The 17,117-nt window shown below is 64.9% G+C and carries 15 protein-coding genes and 2 pseudogenes; 10 read left to right on the forward strand and 7 right to left on the reverse strand.

Translation table 11 applies throughout. The annotated features are described in order from the left end of the window. The first annotated feature begins 40 nt into the window (after nucleotides 1-40). Nucleotides 41-358, forward strand: a complete 318-nt coding sequence (locus HV744_RS12625; protein WP_246279016.1) for a porin — start codon at nucleotides 41-43, stop codon at nucleotides 356-358. An 89-nt stretch (nucleotides 359-447) separates the two neighbouring features. On the opposite strand, the pseudogene HV744_RS12630 reads toward HV744_RS12625, so the two are convergent. Next, a pseudogene (locus tag HV744_RS12630) lies at nucleotides 448-860 on the reverse strand (DoxX family protein). Between the two features lie 86 nt (nucleotides 861-946). After that, entirely contained in the window at nucleotides 947-1,672 is a 726-nt protein-coding gene (locus HV744_RS12635) for a pirin family protein (protein WP_175149846.1), read from the reverse strand. A gap of 132 nt (nucleotides 1,673-1,804) precedes the next feature. On the opposite strand from HV744_RS12635, the gene HV744_RS12640 reads away from it, so the two are divergent. Beyond that, on the forward strand, nucleotides 1,805-2,695 hold the full coding sequence (locus HV744_RS12640; RefSeq protein ID WP_175149847.1) for a LysR family transcriptional regulator: 891 nt from the start codon (nucleotides 1,805-1,807) through the stop codon (nucleotides 2,693-2,695). Between the two features lie 157 nt (nucleotides 2,696-2,852). On the opposite strand, the gene HV744_RS12645 is transcribed toward HV744_RS12640, so the two are convergent. Next, on the reverse strand, nucleotides 2,853-3,869 hold the full coding sequence (locus tag HV744_RS12645) for a 1-aminocyclopropane-1-carboxylate deaminase (RefSeq protein WP_175149848.1): 1,017 nt from the start codon (nucleotides 3,867-3,869) through the stop codon (nucleotides 2,853-2,855). Nucleotides 3,870-4,032: 163 nt separating this feature from the next. On the opposite strand from HV744_RS12645, the gene HV744_RS12650 reads away from it, so the two are divergent. The 5 genes and pseudogenes from HV744_RS12650 to HV744_RS12670 all read left to right on the forward strand — a co-directional run bounded on the left by HV744_RS12650 (nucleotide 4,033) and on the right by HV744_RS12670 (nucleotide 8,320). Further along, nucleotides 4,033-4,560 (forward strand): Lrp/AsnC family transcriptional regulator, encoded by a 528-nt coding sequence (locus HV744_RS12650; protein ID WP_175149849.1) that lies wholly within the window; start codon nucleotides 4,033-4,035, stop codon nucleotides 4,558-4,560. A gap of 134 nt (nucleotides 4,561-4,694) precedes the next feature. Next, a pseudogene (gene msrB / locus HV744_RS12655) lies at nucleotides 4,695-5,208 on the forward strand (peptide-methionine (R)-S-oxide reductase MsrB). Nucleotides 5,209-5,226: 18 nt separating this feature from the next. Continuing rightward, nucleotides 5,227-5,970 carry a peptide-methionine (S)-S-oxide reductase MsrA gene (msrA, locus tag HV744_RS12660; protein ID WP_175149850.1) on the forward strand — a complete coding sequence of 248 codons (744 nt, stop codon included), beginning with the start codon at nucleotides 5,227-5,229 and terminating at the stop codon, nucleotides 5,968-5,970. A 379-nt stretch (nucleotides 5,971-6,349) separates the two neighbouring features. Continuing rightward, nucleotides 6,350-7,246, forward strand: a complete 897-nt coding sequence (locus HV744_RS12665; RefSeq protein WP_175149851.1) for a MipA/OmpV family protein — start codon at nucleotides 6,350-6,352, stop codon at nucleotides 7,244-7,246. Nucleotides 7,247-7,501: 255 nt separating this feature from the next. Further along, nucleotides 7,502-8,320 carry a helix-turn-helix transcriptional regulator gene (locus HV744_RS12670; RefSeq protein ID WP_175149852.1) on the forward strand — a complete coding sequence of 273 codons (819 nt, stop codon included), beginning with the start codon at nucleotides 7,502-7,504 and terminating at the stop codon, nucleotides 8,318-8,320. 70 nt (nucleotides 8,321-8,390) lie between these two features. Here HV744_RS12670 and HV744_RS12675 read toward each other — a convergent pair whose 3' ends face one another. Continuing rightward, on the reverse strand, nucleotides 8,391-9,332 hold the full coding sequence (locus HV744_RS12675; RefSeq protein WP_175149853.1) for a LysR family transcriptional regulator: 942 nt from the start codon (nucleotides 9,330-9,332) through the stop codon (nucleotides 8,391-8,393). A 217-nt stretch (nucleotides 9,333-9,549) separates the two neighbouring features. Here HV744_RS12675 and HV744_RS12680 point away from each other — a divergent pair, with 217 nt between their 5' ends. From HV744_RS12680 to HV744_RS12690, 3 genes are all read left to right on the forward strand, one after another. Further along, nucleotides 9,550-10,749, forward strand: coding sequence for an amino acid aminotransferase (locus HV744_RS12680; protein ID WP_175149854.1), 1,200 nt, complete (start codon nucleotides 9,550-9,552; stop codon nucleotides 10,747-10,749). A 43-nt stretch (nucleotides 10,750-10,792) separates the two neighbouring features. Further along, nucleotides 10,793-11,584, forward strand: coding sequence for a class II aldolase/adducin family protein (locus tag HV744_RS12685; protein ID WP_175149855.1), 792 nt, complete (start codon nucleotides 10,793-10,795; stop codon nucleotides 11,582-11,584). Between the two features lie 63 nt (nucleotides 11,585-11,647). After that, nucleotides 11,648-12,631 carry a 2-dehydropantoate 2-reductase gene (locus HV744_RS12690; RefSeq protein ID WP_175149856.1) on the forward strand — a complete coding sequence of 328 codons (984 nt, stop codon included), beginning with the start codon at nucleotides 11,648-11,650 and terminating at the stop codon, nucleotides 12,629-12,631. Between the two features lie 64 nt (nucleotides 12,632-12,695). Here the strand turns inward: HV744_RS12690 and HV744_RS12695 are convergent, their stop codons facing one another. The 3 genes from HV744_RS12695 to HV744_RS12705 all read right to left on the reverse strand — a co-directional run bounded on the left by HV744_RS12695 (nucleotide 12,696) and on the right by HV744_RS12705 (nucleotide 16,990). Then, nucleotides 12,696-12,887, reverse strand: a complete 192-nt coding sequence (locus tag HV744_RS12695) for a hypothetical protein (protein WP_175149857.1) — start codon at nucleotides 12,885-12,887, stop codon at nucleotides 12,696-12,698. Between the two features lie 21 nt (nucleotides 12,888-12,908). Beyond that, nucleotides 12,909-14,639 (reverse strand): FAD-dependent oxidoreductase, encoded by a 1,731-nt coding sequence (locus HV744_RS12700; RefSeq protein WP_175149858.1) that lies wholly within the window; start codon nucleotides 14,637-14,639, stop codon nucleotides 12,909-12,911. Between the two features lie 404 nt (nucleotides 14,640-15,043). Continuing rightward, the gene (locus HV744_RS12705) at nucleotides 15,044-16,990 is read right to left on the reverse strand and encodes an AI-2E family transporter (RefSeq protein WP_175149859.1); all 1,947 of its coding nucleotides are present in this window, start codon (nucleotides 16,988-16,990) and stop codon (nucleotides 15,044-15,046) included. Nucleotides 16,991-17,117: the final 127 nt, after the last annotated feature.

Here is a 17,117-nt window from a genome sequence, read left to right on the forward strand (position 1 = left end):
TCGCGTTCGCGCCGTCCTTGCCGGCGGACTCGACCCCACCGTGGGCGCGAAGATCGACGGACATGTGACCTTCAATATCGCTGAAATCGTCGCGAGTTACATGATTACGCCAGCGCTGCAACCCGGCACTGCGTACAGCTATACCGCAGGCAGTGTGTCGGCGACCGGACAGAAGCCGCGCTACAACGAGTTCGATGCGAGCGCTGATTATTTCCTGTCCAGGAGCACCGACGTGTACGCGTGCGCCACGTACATGCGCGCCGGCAGCGGTGCTAACGCCGACCTTGCTCCGGTATTGTCGGCGTCGAGTTCAGCCGATCAGGTGGCCCTGCGTGTGGGGGTGCGCAAGCGGTTCTAGTCTGGCGGCACGCGCGTGGAGCGTGCCGCTGCGTCAACACGAAAAGACATCGATGGGGGCGCTCCGTATCGGCGTACGGAATTGCGTCTTTACCGCCGGTCGAGCGAATATTTGCCGGCGCCGGTCACGCACAACAGTAGCAGCCCGCCGATAATGCTGATGTTCTTATAGAAGTGAATCATGTTGTCGTACTGCATCGCGCCGGTCATGTTCCAGTAGTGGTGGCCGATGAACGCGGCGCCTAAGGTATACACCGCGAGCAGCAGAGCCAGCGGCCGCGTATAAAAACCACCAGCAGCGCGATGCCCACCACAAACTCCATCACCACGGCGATGATCGTCGACAACTCGGGCGCGGGCGCGCCGCTCGACGTCATGTAAGCGACGGTGCCGGAAAAGCCCGTCAGCTTCGACCAGCCGAACATCACGAACAGCACCATCAACAGAACACGGGCGGCGAGAATGACCGCGTCTTTCTGGTTTTCAATCAACGTGTAGCGCATGATTTTCTCTCAACAGAGTAGGAAGGGGTGGCTCGCCGCACATCGTCCGGCGAGCCACGCTCAAAGCGGGGCAGCGATCGGGCAATTTAAGCCCACAGTGCCGAGGTCTCGATGTCACGCAGATCGAACACCAGCACTTCCGCGTCATGCGCTTGCGTGAAGGTCAGCGCTTCTTCGCCACGCACCCGTGCGCCGTCGCCTTCACCGAGTTCGACGCCATTCACCGTAACACTGCCGCGCGCCACATGGATGTACGCATAACGATCGCTGGCCAGCTCGAGCCGCGCCGTTTCCGCGCCGTCGAACAGCCCGGCATACACCCGCGCATCCTGTTGCAGTACCAACGAATCATTCGCACCGTCCGGCGACATCACGAGGCGCAACACGCCGCGCTTCTCATCCGCACTGAAATGCCGCTGCTGATACCGCGGCGCCGTGCCCATTTTGGACGGGGCGATCCAGATTTGCATGAAGTGCACCGGCTCGCTCTTCGAATGGTTGTATTCGCTATGCGCGACGCCGGTTCCCGCACTCATCAACTGGATGTCGCCGGGCACGATCACCGAGCCGGTGCCCATCGTGTCCTTGTGTTCCAGCGCGCCTTCCAGCACGTACGAAAAGATCTCCATGTCGCGGTGCGGATGCTTGCCGAAGCCTTGCGCCGGTGCAACCCGGTCGTCGTTGATCACGAGCAGGTCGGAGAAGCCGTTCTGCTTCGGATCGTGATAGTTCGCGAAGGAAAACGTATGACGCGAGCTGAGCCAGCCGTGCTCCGCGCGGCCGCGTTGATTGGCGTGTCTGATTTCGAGCATCTTGTTTCTCCTTGGGTTGTGCGATCCGGGCCAGATGTGTGTCCGCGATCCATGAACGACAGTGTAGGTCAATCTGGATGGTTATAATCGCCATCAAACGGGAAACACTGTCACGATGGAGTGGACAATACGATGCAGCTCGATGACATGCGGATTTTCGTCGCCACGGTCGACGCGCACAACTTCACCGCCGCGGCCAACCGGCTCTCGCTGTCGAAGCAGTTCGTCAGCCGCCGGGTGATGGCGCTGGAAGAGGCGCTCGGCGTGCAATTGCTGATCCGCAACACGCGCAAGCTGGCCGTGACCGAACTCGGCCAGGCGTTTTACGAGCGCGCGCGGCGCATTCTCGGCGAAGTCGAGGACGCCGAGCAGGCCATGTCGCTGCGCCGCGCCGGCCCGCGCGGACTGTTACGCGTGAGCGCGCCGATGTCGTTCGGCATGACGCATCTGTCGCCGCTGGTGGCGATGTTCCTGCGCGAGCACGGCGAGGTGCGCTTCGACATGGAGTTGAGCGACCGCACCGTCGACGTGGTGGGCGAAGGCTTCGACATGGCGATCCGGATCGGCACGTTGGCGGATTCGACGCTGGTCGCGCAGAAGCTCATCGACGTCAGGATGGTGGCGTGTTGCAGTCCGGGGTATGTGAGGCGCCGTGGGACGCCAGCCGTGCCAGCCGATCTGGAGCGTCATGCCTGCCTGTTGTACGGGCATGGCGGCACGGTCAGTTGGGACTTTGTGGTCGATGGGGTGGTGAAGGGCGTTGAAGTGCGCGGGCCGCTGCGGGCCAACAATGGCGAGCTGGTTCGCGACGCGGCCGTCGCCGGTCTGGGAATCGTTCGGCTTCCTGATTTTATCGTCGCCGATGCGCTCAGGAGTGGTCAGCTAGTGCCGGTCCTCGAAGCATTCCTGCCCACCGCAACTGGCGTCTACGCGGTGTATCCGCAGCATCGGCAAAGCTCCGTCACGATTCGGGCTTTCGTGGAATTCTTGCGGAAGCATTTGAAGAAGAAGCTGGCGGCGTGAGGGGCTTGAGCTTGCGCGGTGTAGTAGCAACCAGCGAGCAACCAGCAACGTGATGACCGCCGGTGACGCTTATACGACAGCGAGGCCGGCGCTGCGCGCGCCGGCCGCCACTTGCCACGACGTGTCCATCGCATCACGTCGGGCGCTCTAACGGGGCTTACCCGTTGCGGAAAATGAAGCTGTACCCATTCAGCGCCGGCACCCCCCCAAGATGCGCATACAGCACGCGCGAGCCCTCCGGAAATTCGCCTTTGCGCACCATGTCGATCATGCCGTGCATCGATTTGCCTTCATAGACCGGATCGGTCAACACGCCTTCAAGCCGTGCGCACAAGCGGATCGCCTCCAGTGTGCCTTCGTTCGGCAGCCCATATTCCGGGCCGCCGAAGCGCTCGTCGAGCACCACGTCCTTCGCGGTGATATCGCGGCCAAGCTCGACCCGTTCCGCGGTCTGCTTCGCGATCCGCGTGATCTGCTCGCGCGTCTGCGCGGGTTTCGCCGACGCATCGATGCCGATCACGCGTTCGGCGCGGCCGTCGGCGGCGAAGCCCACCACCATGCCGGCCTGCGTGCTGCCCGTCACCGAGCACACGACGATGTAGTCGAACTTGAAGCCCAGTTCGGCTTCCTGCTGACGCACTTCTTCCGCAAAGCCGACGAACCCGAGCCCGCCCAGCGGATGATCGGAGCAGCCCGCCGGAATCGCGTACGGCTTGCCGCCGGCGGCGCGCACGCTCTCCAGCGCGTCTTCCCAGCTCTTGCGAAAGCCGATGTCGAAGCCGTCAGCCACCAGCCGGACGTCGGCGCCGAGAATACGCGACATCTGGATGTTGCCGACGCGGTCGTACACGGCATCGGAATAGTTGACCCAGTTCTCCTGCACCAGCACGCACTTCATGCCCAGATGCGCGGCGACCGCCGCCACCTGGCGGGTCTGGTTCGACTGGATCCCGCCGATCGACACCAGCGTGTCGCAACCCTGCGCGAGCGCTTCGGGGATCAGATATTCGAGCTTGCGCGTCTTGTTGCCGCCGAACGCAAACCCGCTATTGCAGTCCTCGCGCTTCGCATACAGATGCACCTTGCCGCCGAGGTGTTTGCTCAGACGTCTGAGCGGCTGGATCGGCGTCGGTCCAAAGGTGAGCGGGTAGCGAGGGAATCGTTGCAGGTTCATGGCGGCTCCGTGGTCGGTGGGTTTTCGACGCGAACAGCAGGGCGTCGCGTTGAATCAATGGTAGGGAAAACCGTCTGAAATGAGCTTGCGAAAAAATTCCGTTCGGCATACTTTTAGAAAAATGAAATCTGAAATTGATTAATAAAAAGTCGCATAGAAAATCATGAACGCAACAAAAATTCGCAACGCTTCAAAGGGGGCCGACATTTCCGCCGCGCCGGCCGATCCGCTTCAGGCGCTCGACCGCATCGACCGCGCGATCCTGCGGCAGTTGCAAACCGACGCGTCGATTTCAAACGTCGCGCTCGCGGCGAGAGTCAAGCTGAGCGCGCCGGCGTGCTTGCGGCGCGTCGAACGGCTCAAGGAGTCGGGGCTGATTCGCGGGGTGGTCGCGTTGATCGATCCGAAGGCGGCCGGTGCGGGGATGCTGGTGATCATCGGCGTGGTGCTGGACCGCTCCACGCCGGAGTCGTTCGCCGAGTTCGAGAAAGCCGCGCAGAAGGTGCCCGGCTGCATGGAGTGCCACGTCGTGACCGGCGAGTTCGACTATTTCATGACGATCCGCACGCGCGACAGCGACAGCTTCAATCGCTTGCACGCCGAGCAATTGCTTTATCTGCCGGGGGTCCGGCAAATCCGCTCGTTCATGGTGCTCAAGGAAATCCTGTCGACCACGAAATTTCCGCTGTAACCAGCGCCGTCACACAAAAACACGCGCATGCTGTCATAAAGCGCGCTTCCGAACGACCAACCTCAGGACCACTCGCGAGCGGCGCAACCGGCGTCGGAACGGGTGAATGGTATGGACTTCCCGGAGCGATCATCATGGCCTGCAGCAGACGGATATTTCTCAGGTTAATCGGCGCGGCGTCGCTCGCCGGCGGCGCGCCCACATGGCGCACGGCCCACGCGGCGGACACGGGCGCGGCGGCGGCTTACGAGGTATCGCACAGCGACGCCGAGTGGCACAAGCTGCTGAGCGACGCGCAGTACAACGTGCTGCGCGAAGCGGGCACGGAGCGTCCGTTCAGCAGCCCGCTGAACGACGAACAGCGCGCCGGCACGTTCGCGTGCGCCGGTTGCAAACTGCCGCTGTTCTCGTCGAAGACCAAGTTCGACAGCGGCACTGGCTGGCCGAGTTTCTGGCAGCCGCTGGACCATGCGGTCATCACACATACCGACAAGTCGTTCGGCATGACGCGCGACGAAGTGCTCTGCCGCCGCTGCGGCGGGCCACCTCGGTCACGTGTTCGACGACGGACCCAAACCGACCGGCCTGCGCTACTGCATGAACGGTCTCGCATTGATATTCACGCCCGCGGCGGCCGGCGTGAGCTGAGCGAATCAGGGGGACATCATGAATATCGGGAAACGCATTGACGGCAGGGCGGCCCGCTCGCGCGCGATGGCTCTTGCGGTGTCGCTCGGAATCGGCGCGCTGGCGCTGCTGCTCGCGCAGCGCATGGCGTTCCCGGCGGAGGCCGCGGTGGTGATTGCGCCGCCCGCGCTCGACGAGCCGATCTCCACAAACGCCGCTCACGAGGAAACGGCCGTGTTCGCGGGCGGCTGCTTCTGGGGCGTGCAGGGCGTGTTCCAGCACGTGCGCGGCGTCACGAAGGCGGTGTCGGGCTACTCCGGCGGCCAGCGCGAAACTGCGGAGTATGAGATCGTCAGCGGCGGCGGGACCGGCCACGCGGAATCCGTGCAGGTCACGTTCGATCCCACCAAGGTGACCTACGGCCAACTGTTGCAGGTGTACTTCTCGGTGATCCAGGACCCGACCCAGTTGAACCGCCAGGGACCGGACAGCGGTACGCAATACCGCTCGGCGGTGTTTCCGTTGAACGACACACAGCGCCGCGTCGCGCAGAGCTATATCGCGCAGCTTGAAAAAGCGCACGTGTTCCCGGCGCCGATCGTCACCCGCACCGAGCCGTTCAAGGGCTTTTATCCGGCCGAGACCTATCACCAGAACTACCTGACGCTGCATCCGAACTCCGCTTATATCGCTTTCAACGACATGCCGAAGATCGCCAATCTGAAGCGTCTGTTCCCCAATCTGTATCGCGACAAACCGGTGCTGGTCGAAGCCGCGCAATAGCGGCACCGGCATTCGCCGGATGGTTTCCCGGCGTCGCAGCGCGCGACGCCGGTCGGGTTTTCCCCAGCTCATCCCGCCGGCCAGGCGCGCCACGGCGCGTTCGGCCGCCACGCACTCACTGTCCACCGGCGTGGCGCAGATTTTGCGGCGCTGCGTTGGCCGGCCAATCGTTCGCATGAATCTGTTCATACAGAAAGCGGCGTGGGCGGCCTTGTAGCCGGTATGGGCAGTGGGCCTCGTCGTGCAGTGCCTGTCGTTCTCTGCAAAAAGTACAAGCCGTAAGTCACAGCGCGGCAGTCGCCCGGGCGTTTTCTTTTCCGTTGCGGACCCTGGGCGAGAACGTAACCTCTTTCGCGATACGCGAGTTCGGAGGCCTCTGGTGGTGAACAGCCGTAGAAAGCGCAGCGGCATGCTCCGCAATAAACAAACAGGCATCGCGGCAACGTCTCTGGTTGCCGTGACTCTCGGCGGCATGCCCTTCGTGCCGGGCTCGGCGTCGGCTCAGACGCCTTCGCCATTGGGCGAATGGCAATACTCGGTCGGCGTTCCGCTGCAGAAGATGTGGCAGCCGGCTATTCCGGACTGGCAGGTGCGCGTCGGGGTGGCGACATCGTTCCAGCCGCGCTTCGAGGGTTCAGACCGGTATCACGTCGTGGCCGGACCGAGCATCGACGTGCGCTACAAGGACCTGTTCTTCCTGTCGAGCGGCGAAGGGTTCGGGGTCAACTTCGCGCAGGGCGAGAACTGGCGCATGAGTCTCGCCGCCGTCTACGACCTCGGCCGGCGCGCCCACGACGATCCTCAGGAGCTGAACGGACTCGGCAACATCGACGCGGCGGCGGGCCTCAAGCTCTCGGGTGAATATGTCGTTTCGAAGGACTTCCCGCTCGTGCTGCGCGCCGACATCAGGCGTTATTTCGGCGGCTCGAATGGCTGGATCGGCGACCTCGGCGCCTACCTGCCGATGCCGGGCAGCTCGAAGACGTTCTTCTGGTTCGCCGGTCCGAACGTGTCGTTCGCGGACTCCACCTACATGAACAGCTGGTTCGGCGTGAATCAGGAGCAGGCGGCGCACTCGCAGTATTCGCAGTACCACGCGAGCGCGGGCGTCAAGTCGGTGGGTTTCGGCATCAGCGCGGTGTGGCTGTTCGGCAAACACTGGTTCGCGACGGCGGACGGCGCATTCCAGCAACTGGTCGGCAGCGCGGGCAATAGTCCGATCACGCGCGCCAGGGCCACTGGCGTGGCCGACATTTCGATCAACTACCGTTTCTGACGCGAGGCTTTGACGCTTGAATCGAGGGACGACGGCGCTTGCCGTCCCCGCTCTGTCATTAGCCGCGAAGGGCGTCCAGATACTTGTGGGTAGATCGCTTGCTGCCTCCTGATTGCGCGTTAGACCGGGCTTTCCACTGGCGCGCCCGAACCCGAATTGCGCACGCCGCTGAAGGATGGTGACGTTGCCGCCCGCCGGTTCCGCTGTGCTACGCTAGCCGGAACCGAATCCACGCAGGGCGACCCGAATCCCATCATGCGTTCCTGGCGCATCGCTCCACCGCACCGCAGCGCGCAGATCAGCACCGCGCGTGCGACCGAGCTTGTCATGTCGATCTCGCACCCCGACGCCGACGCGCTCGCCGCGAGCATTCTGAAAACCGTCGGCGACACGCTGCCCGTTTCGCAGTGCACCATCTTCGCGTACGAGTTCGACGCGCGGCCGCGCACCGTCTCGGCTGCGGATCATCGCGGCGGCCGGTTTCTGCGCGATGTCGCCGACCGCTACGCGACGCACTTCTATGCGCTCGACGGCAACCGCGCGATCATCGGCGGTGCGCCTATCGCGCCTGCTCGCGACGCGTTGGTGCTGCATCAGCAGCGCAGCGAAGAGATCGAGAACGAAGCGTATCGCGCGGCCTGTTATGCGCAGCCCAACGTGTCCGACCGGTTGTCGCTGCTGGTGCAACCGATGGACAGCGTCTGGCTGTCGATCAATCTGTATCGTGACAGCGCATATGGCAGTTTCGCGCCGGGCGAGCTGGAGCACGTCGAAAGCGTCGCGCATCTGTTCGCGCATGCCGCGAAAAGCCATTACGCGCTTAACGGACAGCATCAGCAAGGGTCGGCGGCGGCGATGCTGGCGCGGGTTCGACGCGCGTGTCCGGCACTCACGCCGCGCGAGCTAGATGTGCTGCGCGGCACGCTCGACGGCGCGAGCGCCGCCGAGATCGCCGCGCAAATGGGCGTCAAGCCCGCGAGCGTTATCACGTATCAGAAGCGCGCCTACGCCCGGCTCGGTATCTCCAGCCAGCGGCAGTTGTTCGCGTTGTGTGTGCAGCCGGAGCGGGGCTGAGCCTGCAAGCCGAACTGTCGCTCGCATTGCATCGCATTGCGTTGTGCAAGTCGGCCGTCGTTTTCAGCCGCTATGCGCGCTTTGCCCGCGCATCGGCCTGAGTCTCGCGATCCCAGCGCTTCAGCCACGGCATGACGAAATCCGCGAACCCGTCCGTGGGCGGCGACAGCGCGCGTTCAGTCGAGCGATACACGCAGACCTCGCGAATGCTTTCCGGATCGACGATGCGCTTCATCACCAGCCCGAACGTGCGTGCCAGCGGCGCGACGTAAGCCGGAGCGAGCGTCACGGCCAGGCCCTGCGACGCGAGGCCGAAGGCGGTGGTGACGTTGTCTACCACGTCCACCGGAATGATGCGGGCTTCGACCGGCAGATTGGCCAGCATCTGCCCGACGGCGCGCTCGTGATCGCGGCCGGTGGCGACGATCGGCACGTCGCGCAAATGCTGCCACTGCACGCGGCGCCGCGTGCTCAACGGATGGGTCGACGCGCACCACATCACCCACGGGCTCGCGAACGCCGGATCGCAACGCACGCGCGCGCCGCTTTGCCGGTCCGGCCCGATCGCGAGATCCACGTCGCCGCTCTCGACCCGCTCCACCAGTTGCTCGACCACAGTGTCGCAAATACGCACGACCACCTTCGGCTTGTCGCGCGCATAGTCGGCGATCGCCGCGGGCAACGCGGTGGCCGCCAGCACCAGCGGCGCGCCGACCCGCACGATGCCGGCGGCGCGGTTGCGGATGTCGTCGGCGGATTGCGCGGCGGCGCGCACGTGGCGCAGCACCGATTCGGCCGACGACAGAAAATCCTGCCCCGCACTCGACAGATTGACGCGCCGCGTCGTGCGGTCGAACAGCCGGAAGCCGAGTTCCGTTTCCAGTTCGGCCAGCAACTGGCTGACCGCCGACGAGGTCAGGCCGAGCCGTTCCGCGGCCGCGCCGATGCTATGCAGATCGACGATCGCAAGAAACGCTTCGAACTGACGGATGGTGACGCGGGTGAGTGGCATCAGGCGATTCTAAAGAAAAACTTACGAATCGTGAAAAATCAATTGATTGTGTGTCGCGAGGCCGTGGCCGACACTCGCCCCGGTCGACGCATCAACCGAAACCCGCTTAGACTTCCGATTAGCCCTGTCGTCCGCAACTCAGCTCATCATCAGCTTGGGACCAGGCCACATCGAGGCCACATCGAGGCCCCCTCGAGGCCGCATTCAAGGACTTGCCATGTTCGACCACATTCCCGCCTATCCGGGCGACCCGATTCTCAGCCTGAACGAGGATTTCCAACTGGACCCCCGGCCGAACAAGGTCAACCTGAGCATCGGCATCTATTTCGACGACGCCGGCAAGCTGCCGGTGATGGACGCCGTGCGCCGCGCCGAGACCGCGCTGCTCGGCGCGATCGGCCCGCGCCCGTATCTGCCGATGGCGGGGCTGCCGCTATATCGCGACCTGGCGCAGGCGCTGGTGTTCGGCGCGCACAGCGAGGCGCGCGCCGCGGGCCGGATCGCGACGTTGCAGACCATCGGCGGCTCGGGCGCGCTGAAGGTCGGCGCCGATTTTCTGAAGCGCTACTTCCCGGGCTCGCAGATCTGGATCAGCGACCCGAGCTGGGAAAACCATCGCGTGGTGTTCGAAGGCGCGGGGCTGACCGTCAACACCTATCCGTACTACGACGAGCAAACGGGCGGCTTGCGTTTCGCCGACATGATCGACACGATCGGCCGCTTGCCCGAGCGCAGCGTCGTGCTGCTGCACGCCTGCTGCCACAATCCGACCGGCGTCGATCTGAGCGCGGCGCAATGGGCGGAGCTGGTGCCGGTCTTGCAGCGCCGCAAGCTGATCGCTTTTGTCGACATGGCCTACCAGGGTTTCGGCGCAGGCCTCGAAGAAGACGCCGCCTGCGTGCGTTTGCTGGCCGACGCGGGCGTGCCGCTGATCGCCGCGAATTCGTTCTCGAAGAATTTCTCGCTGTATGGCGAACGCTGCGGCGCGTTGAGCGTGGTGTGCAAAAGCGCGGAGGAAGCGGGCCGCGTGCTGGGCCAACTGATGTCGACGGTGCGCGCGAACTACAGCAATCCGCCCACGCACGGCGCGCGGCTGGTGGCCAATGTACTCGCCGATGCGTCGTTGCGCGCGTCCTGGGGAGCTGAACTCGCCACCATGCGCGAGCGGATTCTCGCGATGCGCGGCACGATTCACGCGGGACTCGCGGGCCGCGTCGACGAAGTGATGCGCGCGCGTTACGTCGCGCAGCGCGGCATGTTCACCTATACCGGTCTGAGCGAAAGCCAGGTCGAACGCCTGCGCAGCGAATACGCGGTATACGTGCTGCGTTCGGGGCGCATGTGCGTGGCGGGCCTGAACGAACGCAATGCCGGCTATGTGGCGTCGTCGATAGCGGCGGTGGTGCCGGGCGCGTAACGGCGACTTCCCGCACCGGTAGAACGATAACCTGGAGACCCTGATGACAACCGCTGAAAAGCAACCGGCGAGCGCGCCAAAGACCCTCGCCATGCATCCGGACGAATGGCATGCGCGCGTGCAACTGGCCGCGTGCTATCGCATCTTCGACATGCTCGGCTGGACCGAGATGATCTACAACCACATCACGTTGCGGGTGCCCGCGAGCGTGAGCGGCGGGGAGCGGCAGTTCCTGATCAATCCGTTCGGGCTGCACTATAGCGAAGTGACGGCGAGCAATCTCGTGAAGATCGATGCGCAAGGACGCGTGCTCGACCGCTCGCCGTATCCGGTGAACCCGGCTGGGTTTGTGGTGCACGCGGCGATTCACGAAGGCTTGCCCGACGCGCACTGCGTGATGCACACGCACACCACGGCGGGCGTCGCGGTGGCCTGTCTGGAAGACGGCTTGCAGCAAACCAACTTCTATAGCGCACAGTTGCACGACCGTATCGCGTATCACGACTTCGAGGGCGTCACGGTGCACGCGGACGAAGGTCCGCGCCTGCTCGAACATATCGGCGACAAGCAGGCGGTGATCTTGCGCAACCACGGCTTGCTGGCATGGGGCCACACGTTGCCGCAAACTTTCGCGGTGCTGTGGACGCTCAATCGCGCGTGCGAAATCCAGATGGCGACGTTTGCGATGGGGCGCGCGCGGCCGGTGCCGGAACAGGTGGCGATCCGCTGCTCGCGCGACGCGTTGCAGTTCGATCCGAAGCACGGCGCCGGGCAGGATGTGTTCGACGCACTGGTGCGGCGAGTGGACCGCATCGACGCGAGCTATAAGGATTGACGCAGGAATGACGCGAGCATCAGCGTACGAATCAATGCACGAATTGGCTCAAGGATCGAAGCGATGAAAGTTGTTATCTACGGCGCAGGCGCGATCGGCGGCTGGATGGGGGTGAAGCTTGCGCAGGCCGGCCACGAAGTCGGCGTGGTGGCGCGCGGCGCAACGCTCAGCGCGTTGCAGCAGGAAGGCTTGCGTCTGATCGAAGGCGGCGTCACGCATGCCGTGAAGGTCAATGCAAGCGACCAGCCGGCGGACCTCGGCGCGCAGGATCTCGTCGTGGTCGCCGTCAAGGGGCCGGCGATGGCGTCGGTGGCCGCGCGGATCGCGCCGCTGCTGAGCCCGCAAACGATCGTGCTGACGGCGATGAACGGCGTGCCGTGGTGGTTCTGCGACGGACTCGGGCGCGATTTCGCCGGCCAGCGGCTGAAGTCGATCGATCCGGACGGTGCGATCGCCGCCGCGATTCCGACCGCGCAAACGGTGGGTTGCGTGGTGCATGCGAGCTGCCTCGTCGAGGCGCCGGGTGTCATCCGGCATCACCAGGGCGATGGGCTGATCGTCGGCGAGGCAGCGGGGCGGGCGAGCGAACGCGTCGCAACGCTGACCGCAACGCTCGCCGCGGCCGGCTTCAACGCGACGATGTCGGCGCAGATTCAGCGCGACGTCTGGTACAAGCTGTGGGGCAACATGACGATGAATCCGGTTAGCGCGATCACCGGCGCGACCACCGACCGGATTCTCAGCGACGAACTGGTGCGCGGCTTCGTCACGAGCATCATGCTGGAGGCGAAGGAGATCGGCGCGCGCTTCGGGATTCCGATCGACCAGGCGCCGGCGGACCGCCACGCGGTCACGCTCAAGCTGGGCGCGATGAAGACGTCGATGCTGCAGGATGTGCAGGCGGGTAAAGCGGTCGAACTCGACGCGCTGGTGGGCGCGGTGCGGGAACTGGGGCAACTGACTCACGTGCCGACGCCTTATACGGATGCGCTGCTCGGTCTCGCGCGTCTGCATGCGAGCACGTTGGGCCTGTATCCGCGGCACTGACGCAGCACGCCTGAACAACAGGCCGCCGCGCGTTGATCGGGCGGCGGCTTTTTTTCGCCTTGGCTTATGCCGCCGCCGCAGGCGATGACGGCAGCTTCGCCGCTTCGATCAACGTCAACGCGCGCTGCGGGTCGTCGATTTCGGCCATGCAAAGCAGCGCGAGGCGCGCCAGATAGAGCGGCGCCTGCGCTTCGCCTTCGACCGTGAGGGTCTTGCAGAGCGTCGTGTAGACGAGATCGAGATCGCTATCGGTCATGATGATGTGAGTCCTTCTTCGTTAGATCGTCAGCGTCGCGCTCAACGCGCGCTGCGTGGCCGCCGCGCTGCCGTCGCGCCAGCGCGCGAGCACATGGCCGTCGGGGCGGATCAGATAGACGGTGCGGGGTCGCGCGTCGAGCATCTCGTGCAGACGGCCGGTTTGATCGGCCACATACGAGCTGCCGGCGTCCGGCATGTCGCCCATGACCAGCGTCACCGCGTTGAACGGAATCCCTTGTTCGGCTAGCGTGCGTTGCAGTTCCTGCCACGCGCCGTCCTGCGCCGCGTCGGCGCCGAAGCGCAGCGCGGTGAAGCAGGGCCCAAGCAGATCGGTGAGATGGATAGCGACGCTCGCGCCATCGTCCGGACGTTTGAGCAACCGGCATTCGGGCAGCACCGTGCCGGGCGCCGGGCCCTGGCGAAACGCGTCGGCGTGGCCCGCTGCGTCGCCGGCGGCTTCGTTGAGCGGCGACTGAACATACGCGATCGCATGCGTCTGCCGCGGATTGATCAGCGGCCGCACGGCCGCATGCCGCTGCGCGAGACCAAGCACGGCCGTGCGCATCAGATCGAACGCGAACGACGGCGGCGCCATGAATTCGGTACTCTTCATGCCGTAGCTCAGATTCTCGCGCGCCGCGAACACGCGCTCGTCGCTATAGCTGTCGAGCAGACGCGGCGACGCAATGCCGTTGACCACGCAGCCGAGCTTCCAGCCGAGATTGTCGGCGTCGTCGATACCGGAATTGGCGCCGCGCACGCCGAAGATCGGCACGAGATGCGCGGCGTCGCCCGCGAACAGCACCGAGCCGTGCCGATAGCGTTCGAGTGTCAGCGCGTTGGCCTTGTAGACGGTGATCCAGATCGGTGACCACGCGCCTGTTTCGCCCATCGAGTCGAGCACGCTCTGCACACGCGGCATCACGTTTTCGGGCTGTACGGCGGCTTCAGGGTCTTCGTCGTCGCGCAGCTGATAGTCGATGCGCCACACGTTGTCGGGCTGCTTGTGCACGAGCACCGTCGAGCCCGGATTGGACGGCGGGTCGAAATAGGCGAGCCGTTCGGTGGCGCGCGCGCTGTCCAGCTCGATGTCGACGATCACGTAGCGGCCCTCGTACGTGGTGCCGGTGAGCTGGAGGCCGAGCGCGTCGCGAATCGTGCTGCGCCCGCCATCGCACGCGACGACCCAGTCGGCGCGCATCCGCCACGCGATGTCGTTGGTGGCGCCGGTGCGCAGCGCGAGCGTGGCGCCGCCTTCGGGCAACTGTTCGATGCCGGTCACGCGGGTTTGCCAGCGGACCTCGATCAGATCGGCATGCCGTTCGACCTCGTCGAGCAGCAACTGCTCGATCTGATATTGCGCGAGGTTGATCATCGGCGGCAGCGACTGTTCGTCGTCATGGTGCATCGTGAAGCGGAACACTTCGGCGTCGCGATAGAAGCTGCGGCCGCCGGTCCACGGCAGGCCCTTTTGCAGGAAGGCGCCCACGACGCCGAGGCGCTTGAAGATCTCCAGACTGCGCCGCGAAATGCAGATCGCGCGGCTGCCGGTGCAGACGCCGTCGTCGGCTTCGATCAGCACCGAGCGCACGCCCTGGCGCGCCAGCGCGAGTGCGAGCGTCATGCCGACCGGCCCGCCGCCGACAATCGCCACGGCTCGCGTTACAGGGTCGTGTCCGTCGACGAGCGACGGCACCTCGCCCGCGTAGTGGCGCGCCGAAAACGGATAGGGTTTGAAGGGGCGGCTCATGCGTGTCTCCTGTGTCGATCGGAGTTAGCGCTTTAGCGCTTACTCCGATCCCATGCAAAGCGGTCGATCGGAGTTAGCGTGTCGACCAGAGTTAGCGCTTTAGCGCTTACTCTGGTCCCATAGCGCTTACTCCGATCCCATGCAAGATAGTTGCTAGTTCTTCGATATCGAGGGATTGCCCGCCGGGGCTGGTTAGCTCTGCAAAAGGCGGTGCAAATCGATAGCGAAGTATGCTGCAGCGCGCATGTCGGGCTGTCCTCATTTTGGGTACAAGGGCCGCAGGGCCAGCACGCAGCCGCCGCAAAACCGGCACGACGAAAAAAAGCCGCGAGGCACACGCGCGCCCCGCGGCTTCGTTGATTCGTTCATTCGCCCGTTCAACCACAAATGTGCAAAGGCCCGCCTCAATCCGCCCCAGCCACATGCGAAGGCTGACGCATGTGCTGCGTGTTCACCGCCGCGAGGCATTCTTCGATCATCGCGCGGAAGGTCGGCGACGCTTGCGATGCGCCGGTCGCGCCCAGTTCCGCACCGCCCTCCGGCGTACCACCGACAGCCACCACCAGCGTCGCCCTTGGCCGCCATTCCCGCGTGCGCCGCAGCATGTTGCGCAGATACGGCGGCGATTCCGGCGCATCGAGCGTGACGATGCAGATGATCGGCGCGTCCTTGAAGCTCGGCTCGTCGGCGCGTGCGCTGCGGTAGCCCGAGTGCGTGGCCATCAGCGGCGCGAGGCCCTGGCGGCCAAGCAACTGCACGGCGATCGCGGCCGTCACTTCGTCGAACGCGCCGCGTCCCGGCACGCACAGCACAGACGTCCTGTCGGTCTCGTGGCCGTCTTGCGGGCGCGTTGATACCGGGTTGTCATGACGCTCCGAAAGATCCGCCGACGCCAGCAGCGCACTCGCGGTGTCGGCCTTCTCGGGGCGCAACAGGCGGTCCGGCAGGCCGTCGGCGATCTCGAGGTTTTCGACGATATCGACCAGCGACTCGTTGATCCGTTGCAACTGCTCAGGCATCAGCACGCCGCGCATCGCATCATTGCGCGCGAGCTTGAGGCCTTCCAGCGCGACGTTGTCGTAATAGTCGATCAGCGACATCTCGCGCAGCAGGCGCTCGGCCTGCACGATGGCCTCATGCGGATCGTCCGCGAGCAGCCGCTGATAGAAGTTCTGCGCGGGCGTGAGCGCGGGCTGGTCGCCGAGCAGCACGGTGAGAAAATTCAGCCGGTCGGCGTAACGCCCGAGCGTGACGACGCACAACGTGAGCGGCGTCGACAGCACGAGGCCGACCGGCCCCCACAGCCAGCTCCAGAAGATCGCGGCGACCACCACCGCGAGCGGCGACAGACCCGAGCGATGACCATACAGCAGCGGCTCGGCGATCTGCCCGGCCACCACGTCGACGACGATGAACAGGATCAGCGTATAGACCGCCATCGTCCATTGCGGCTGGATCGCGGCGGCGAGCAAGAACGCGAGGATCGCGGCGATCCAGATGCCGATATACGGCACGAAGCGCAGCAACGCGGCGATCACGCCGAACAGCAGCGCGCCCGGCACGCCGATGATCGCGAGGCCGATCGCGATGACCCCGCCCGCGCTGAGGTTCACGCCCAGTTGCGCGACGAAATAACGGCTCAGCCGCCCGGCGGCGTCGTTGATCGCGGTGGTGGTGCGGTGCAGATCGCGCGAGCCGAACAGACTGATCAGGCGATCGCGCAAATCCTCGCGTTGCAGAAGAATGAAGATCGTCACCACCAGCACGATGAAGGTGGTCTCGATCGGCGCGATGGCCGGCGACAGCGCGCGCTGCGCGAGCTGCATCGGCGTCGGCGACGGCTCATGCACTTCGACCGGTTGCGGCACGGCGGGCGCGTTGCGCGCGGCCCGGCCGGTCGGGCGCGGCGGGTTCGGCCTGGACGGCGCGACCCGCTGCAGCGTCGCGGCGGCGCGGCTCATCAGCGAGTCGGCGCGGCCGACGGTCTTTTCCTGCACCGTTTCGATCTTCTGCTCGATCGCCTCCTGATACTGCGGCAGATCGCCGGCCAGTTGCACCAGTTGCGCGCCGATCAGCGCGCCGAGCGCGAGCAACGAAGCGAGCGCGAACAGCACGGCAATGAAGATCGACGGCAGCTGGCCCATATGCAGCCGCCGCAACATCTGCACGAGCGGGGCAAGCAGGAAGCTCAGCAGCACCGAGAGCGTGATCGGGATCAACACCGCGCGGCCGAAGTAAAGCCCGCACACCACCACCACGCCGGTGATCACCGACGCGAGACCATGCAGACTGGGCGTGCCCGGCGGGTAAACGCGGTTCGGCCGCCCATGCGGCGGTAACGATATTTTCATGAACACACTTTCCGATTGAGAAGCGCCGTCGTTTTTTGCAGGCCATGCGCGCACGCGAAACGCGTCGTCCAGGCAAAGCGCTTCAGCAAGACATATGCCCGAATTGTAGGCGCTTTGGCGGGCGGCG

Origin of the sequence: Paraburkholderia ultramafica, assembly GCF_902859915.1 — a bacterium.
Taxonomy (GTDB): domain Bacteria; phylum Pseudomonadota; class Gammaproteobacteria; order Burkholderiales; family Burkholderiaceae; genus Paraburkholderia; species Paraburkholderia ultramafica.

What these genes read in the sequence shown, in the direction of transcription:
- HV744_RS12635 (WP_175149846.1), bottom strand. Translation starts at nt 1,672, where the DNA reads ATGCTCGAAATCAGACACGCCAATCAACGCGGCCGCGCGGAGCACGGC.
- HV744_RS12640 (WP_175149847.1), top strand. Translation starts at nt 1,805, where the DNA reads ATGCAGCTCGATGACATGCGGATTTTCGTCGCCACGGTCGACGCGCAC.
- HV744_RS12645 (WP_175149848.1), bottom strand. Translation starts at nt 3,869, where the DNA reads ATGAACCTGCAACGATTCCCTCGCTACCCGCTCACCTTTGGACCGACG.
- HV744_RS12650 (WP_175149849.1), top strand. Translation starts at nt 4,033, where the DNA reads ATGAACGCAACAAAAATTCGCAACGCTTCAAAGGGGGCCGACATTTCC.
- msrA (WP_175149850.1), top strand. Translation starts at nt 5,227, where the DNA reads ATGAATATCGGGAAACGCATTGACGGCAGGGCGGCCCGCTCGCGCGCG.
- HV744_RS12670 (WP_175149852.1), top strand. Translation starts at nt 7,502, where the DNA reads ATGCGTTCCTGGCGCATCGCTCCACCGCACCGCAGCGCGCAGATCAGC.
- HV744_RS12675 (WP_175149853.1), bottom strand. Translation starts at nt 9,332, where the DNA reads ATGCCACTCACCCGCGTCACCATCCGTCAGTTCGAAGCGTTTCTTGCG.
- HV744_RS12680 (WP_175149854.1), top strand. Translation starts at nt 9,550, where the DNA reads ATGTTCGACCACATTCCCGCCTATCCGGGCGACCCGATTCTCAGCCTG.
- HV744_RS12685 (WP_175149855.1), top strand. Translation starts at nt 10,793, where the DNA reads ATGACAACCGCTGAAAAGCAACCGGCGAGCGCGCCAAAGACCCTCGCC.
- HV744_RS12690 (WP_175149856.1), top strand. Translation starts at nt 11,648, where the DNA reads ATGAAAGTTGTTATCTACGGCGCAGGCGCGATCGGCGGCTGGATGGGG.
- HV744_RS12695 (WP_175149857.1), bottom strand. Translation starts at nt 12,887, where the DNA reads ATGACCGATAGCGATCTCGATCTCGTCTACACGACGCTCTGCAAGACC.
- HV744_RS12700 (WP_175149858.1), bottom strand. Translation starts at nt 14,639, where the DNA reads ATGAGCCGCCCCTTCAAACCCTATCCGTTTTCGGCGCGCCACTACGCG.
- HV744_RS12705 (WP_175149859.1), bottom strand. Translation starts at nt 16,990, where the DNA reads ATGAAAATATCGTTACCGCCGCATGGGCGGCCGAACCGCGTTTACCCG.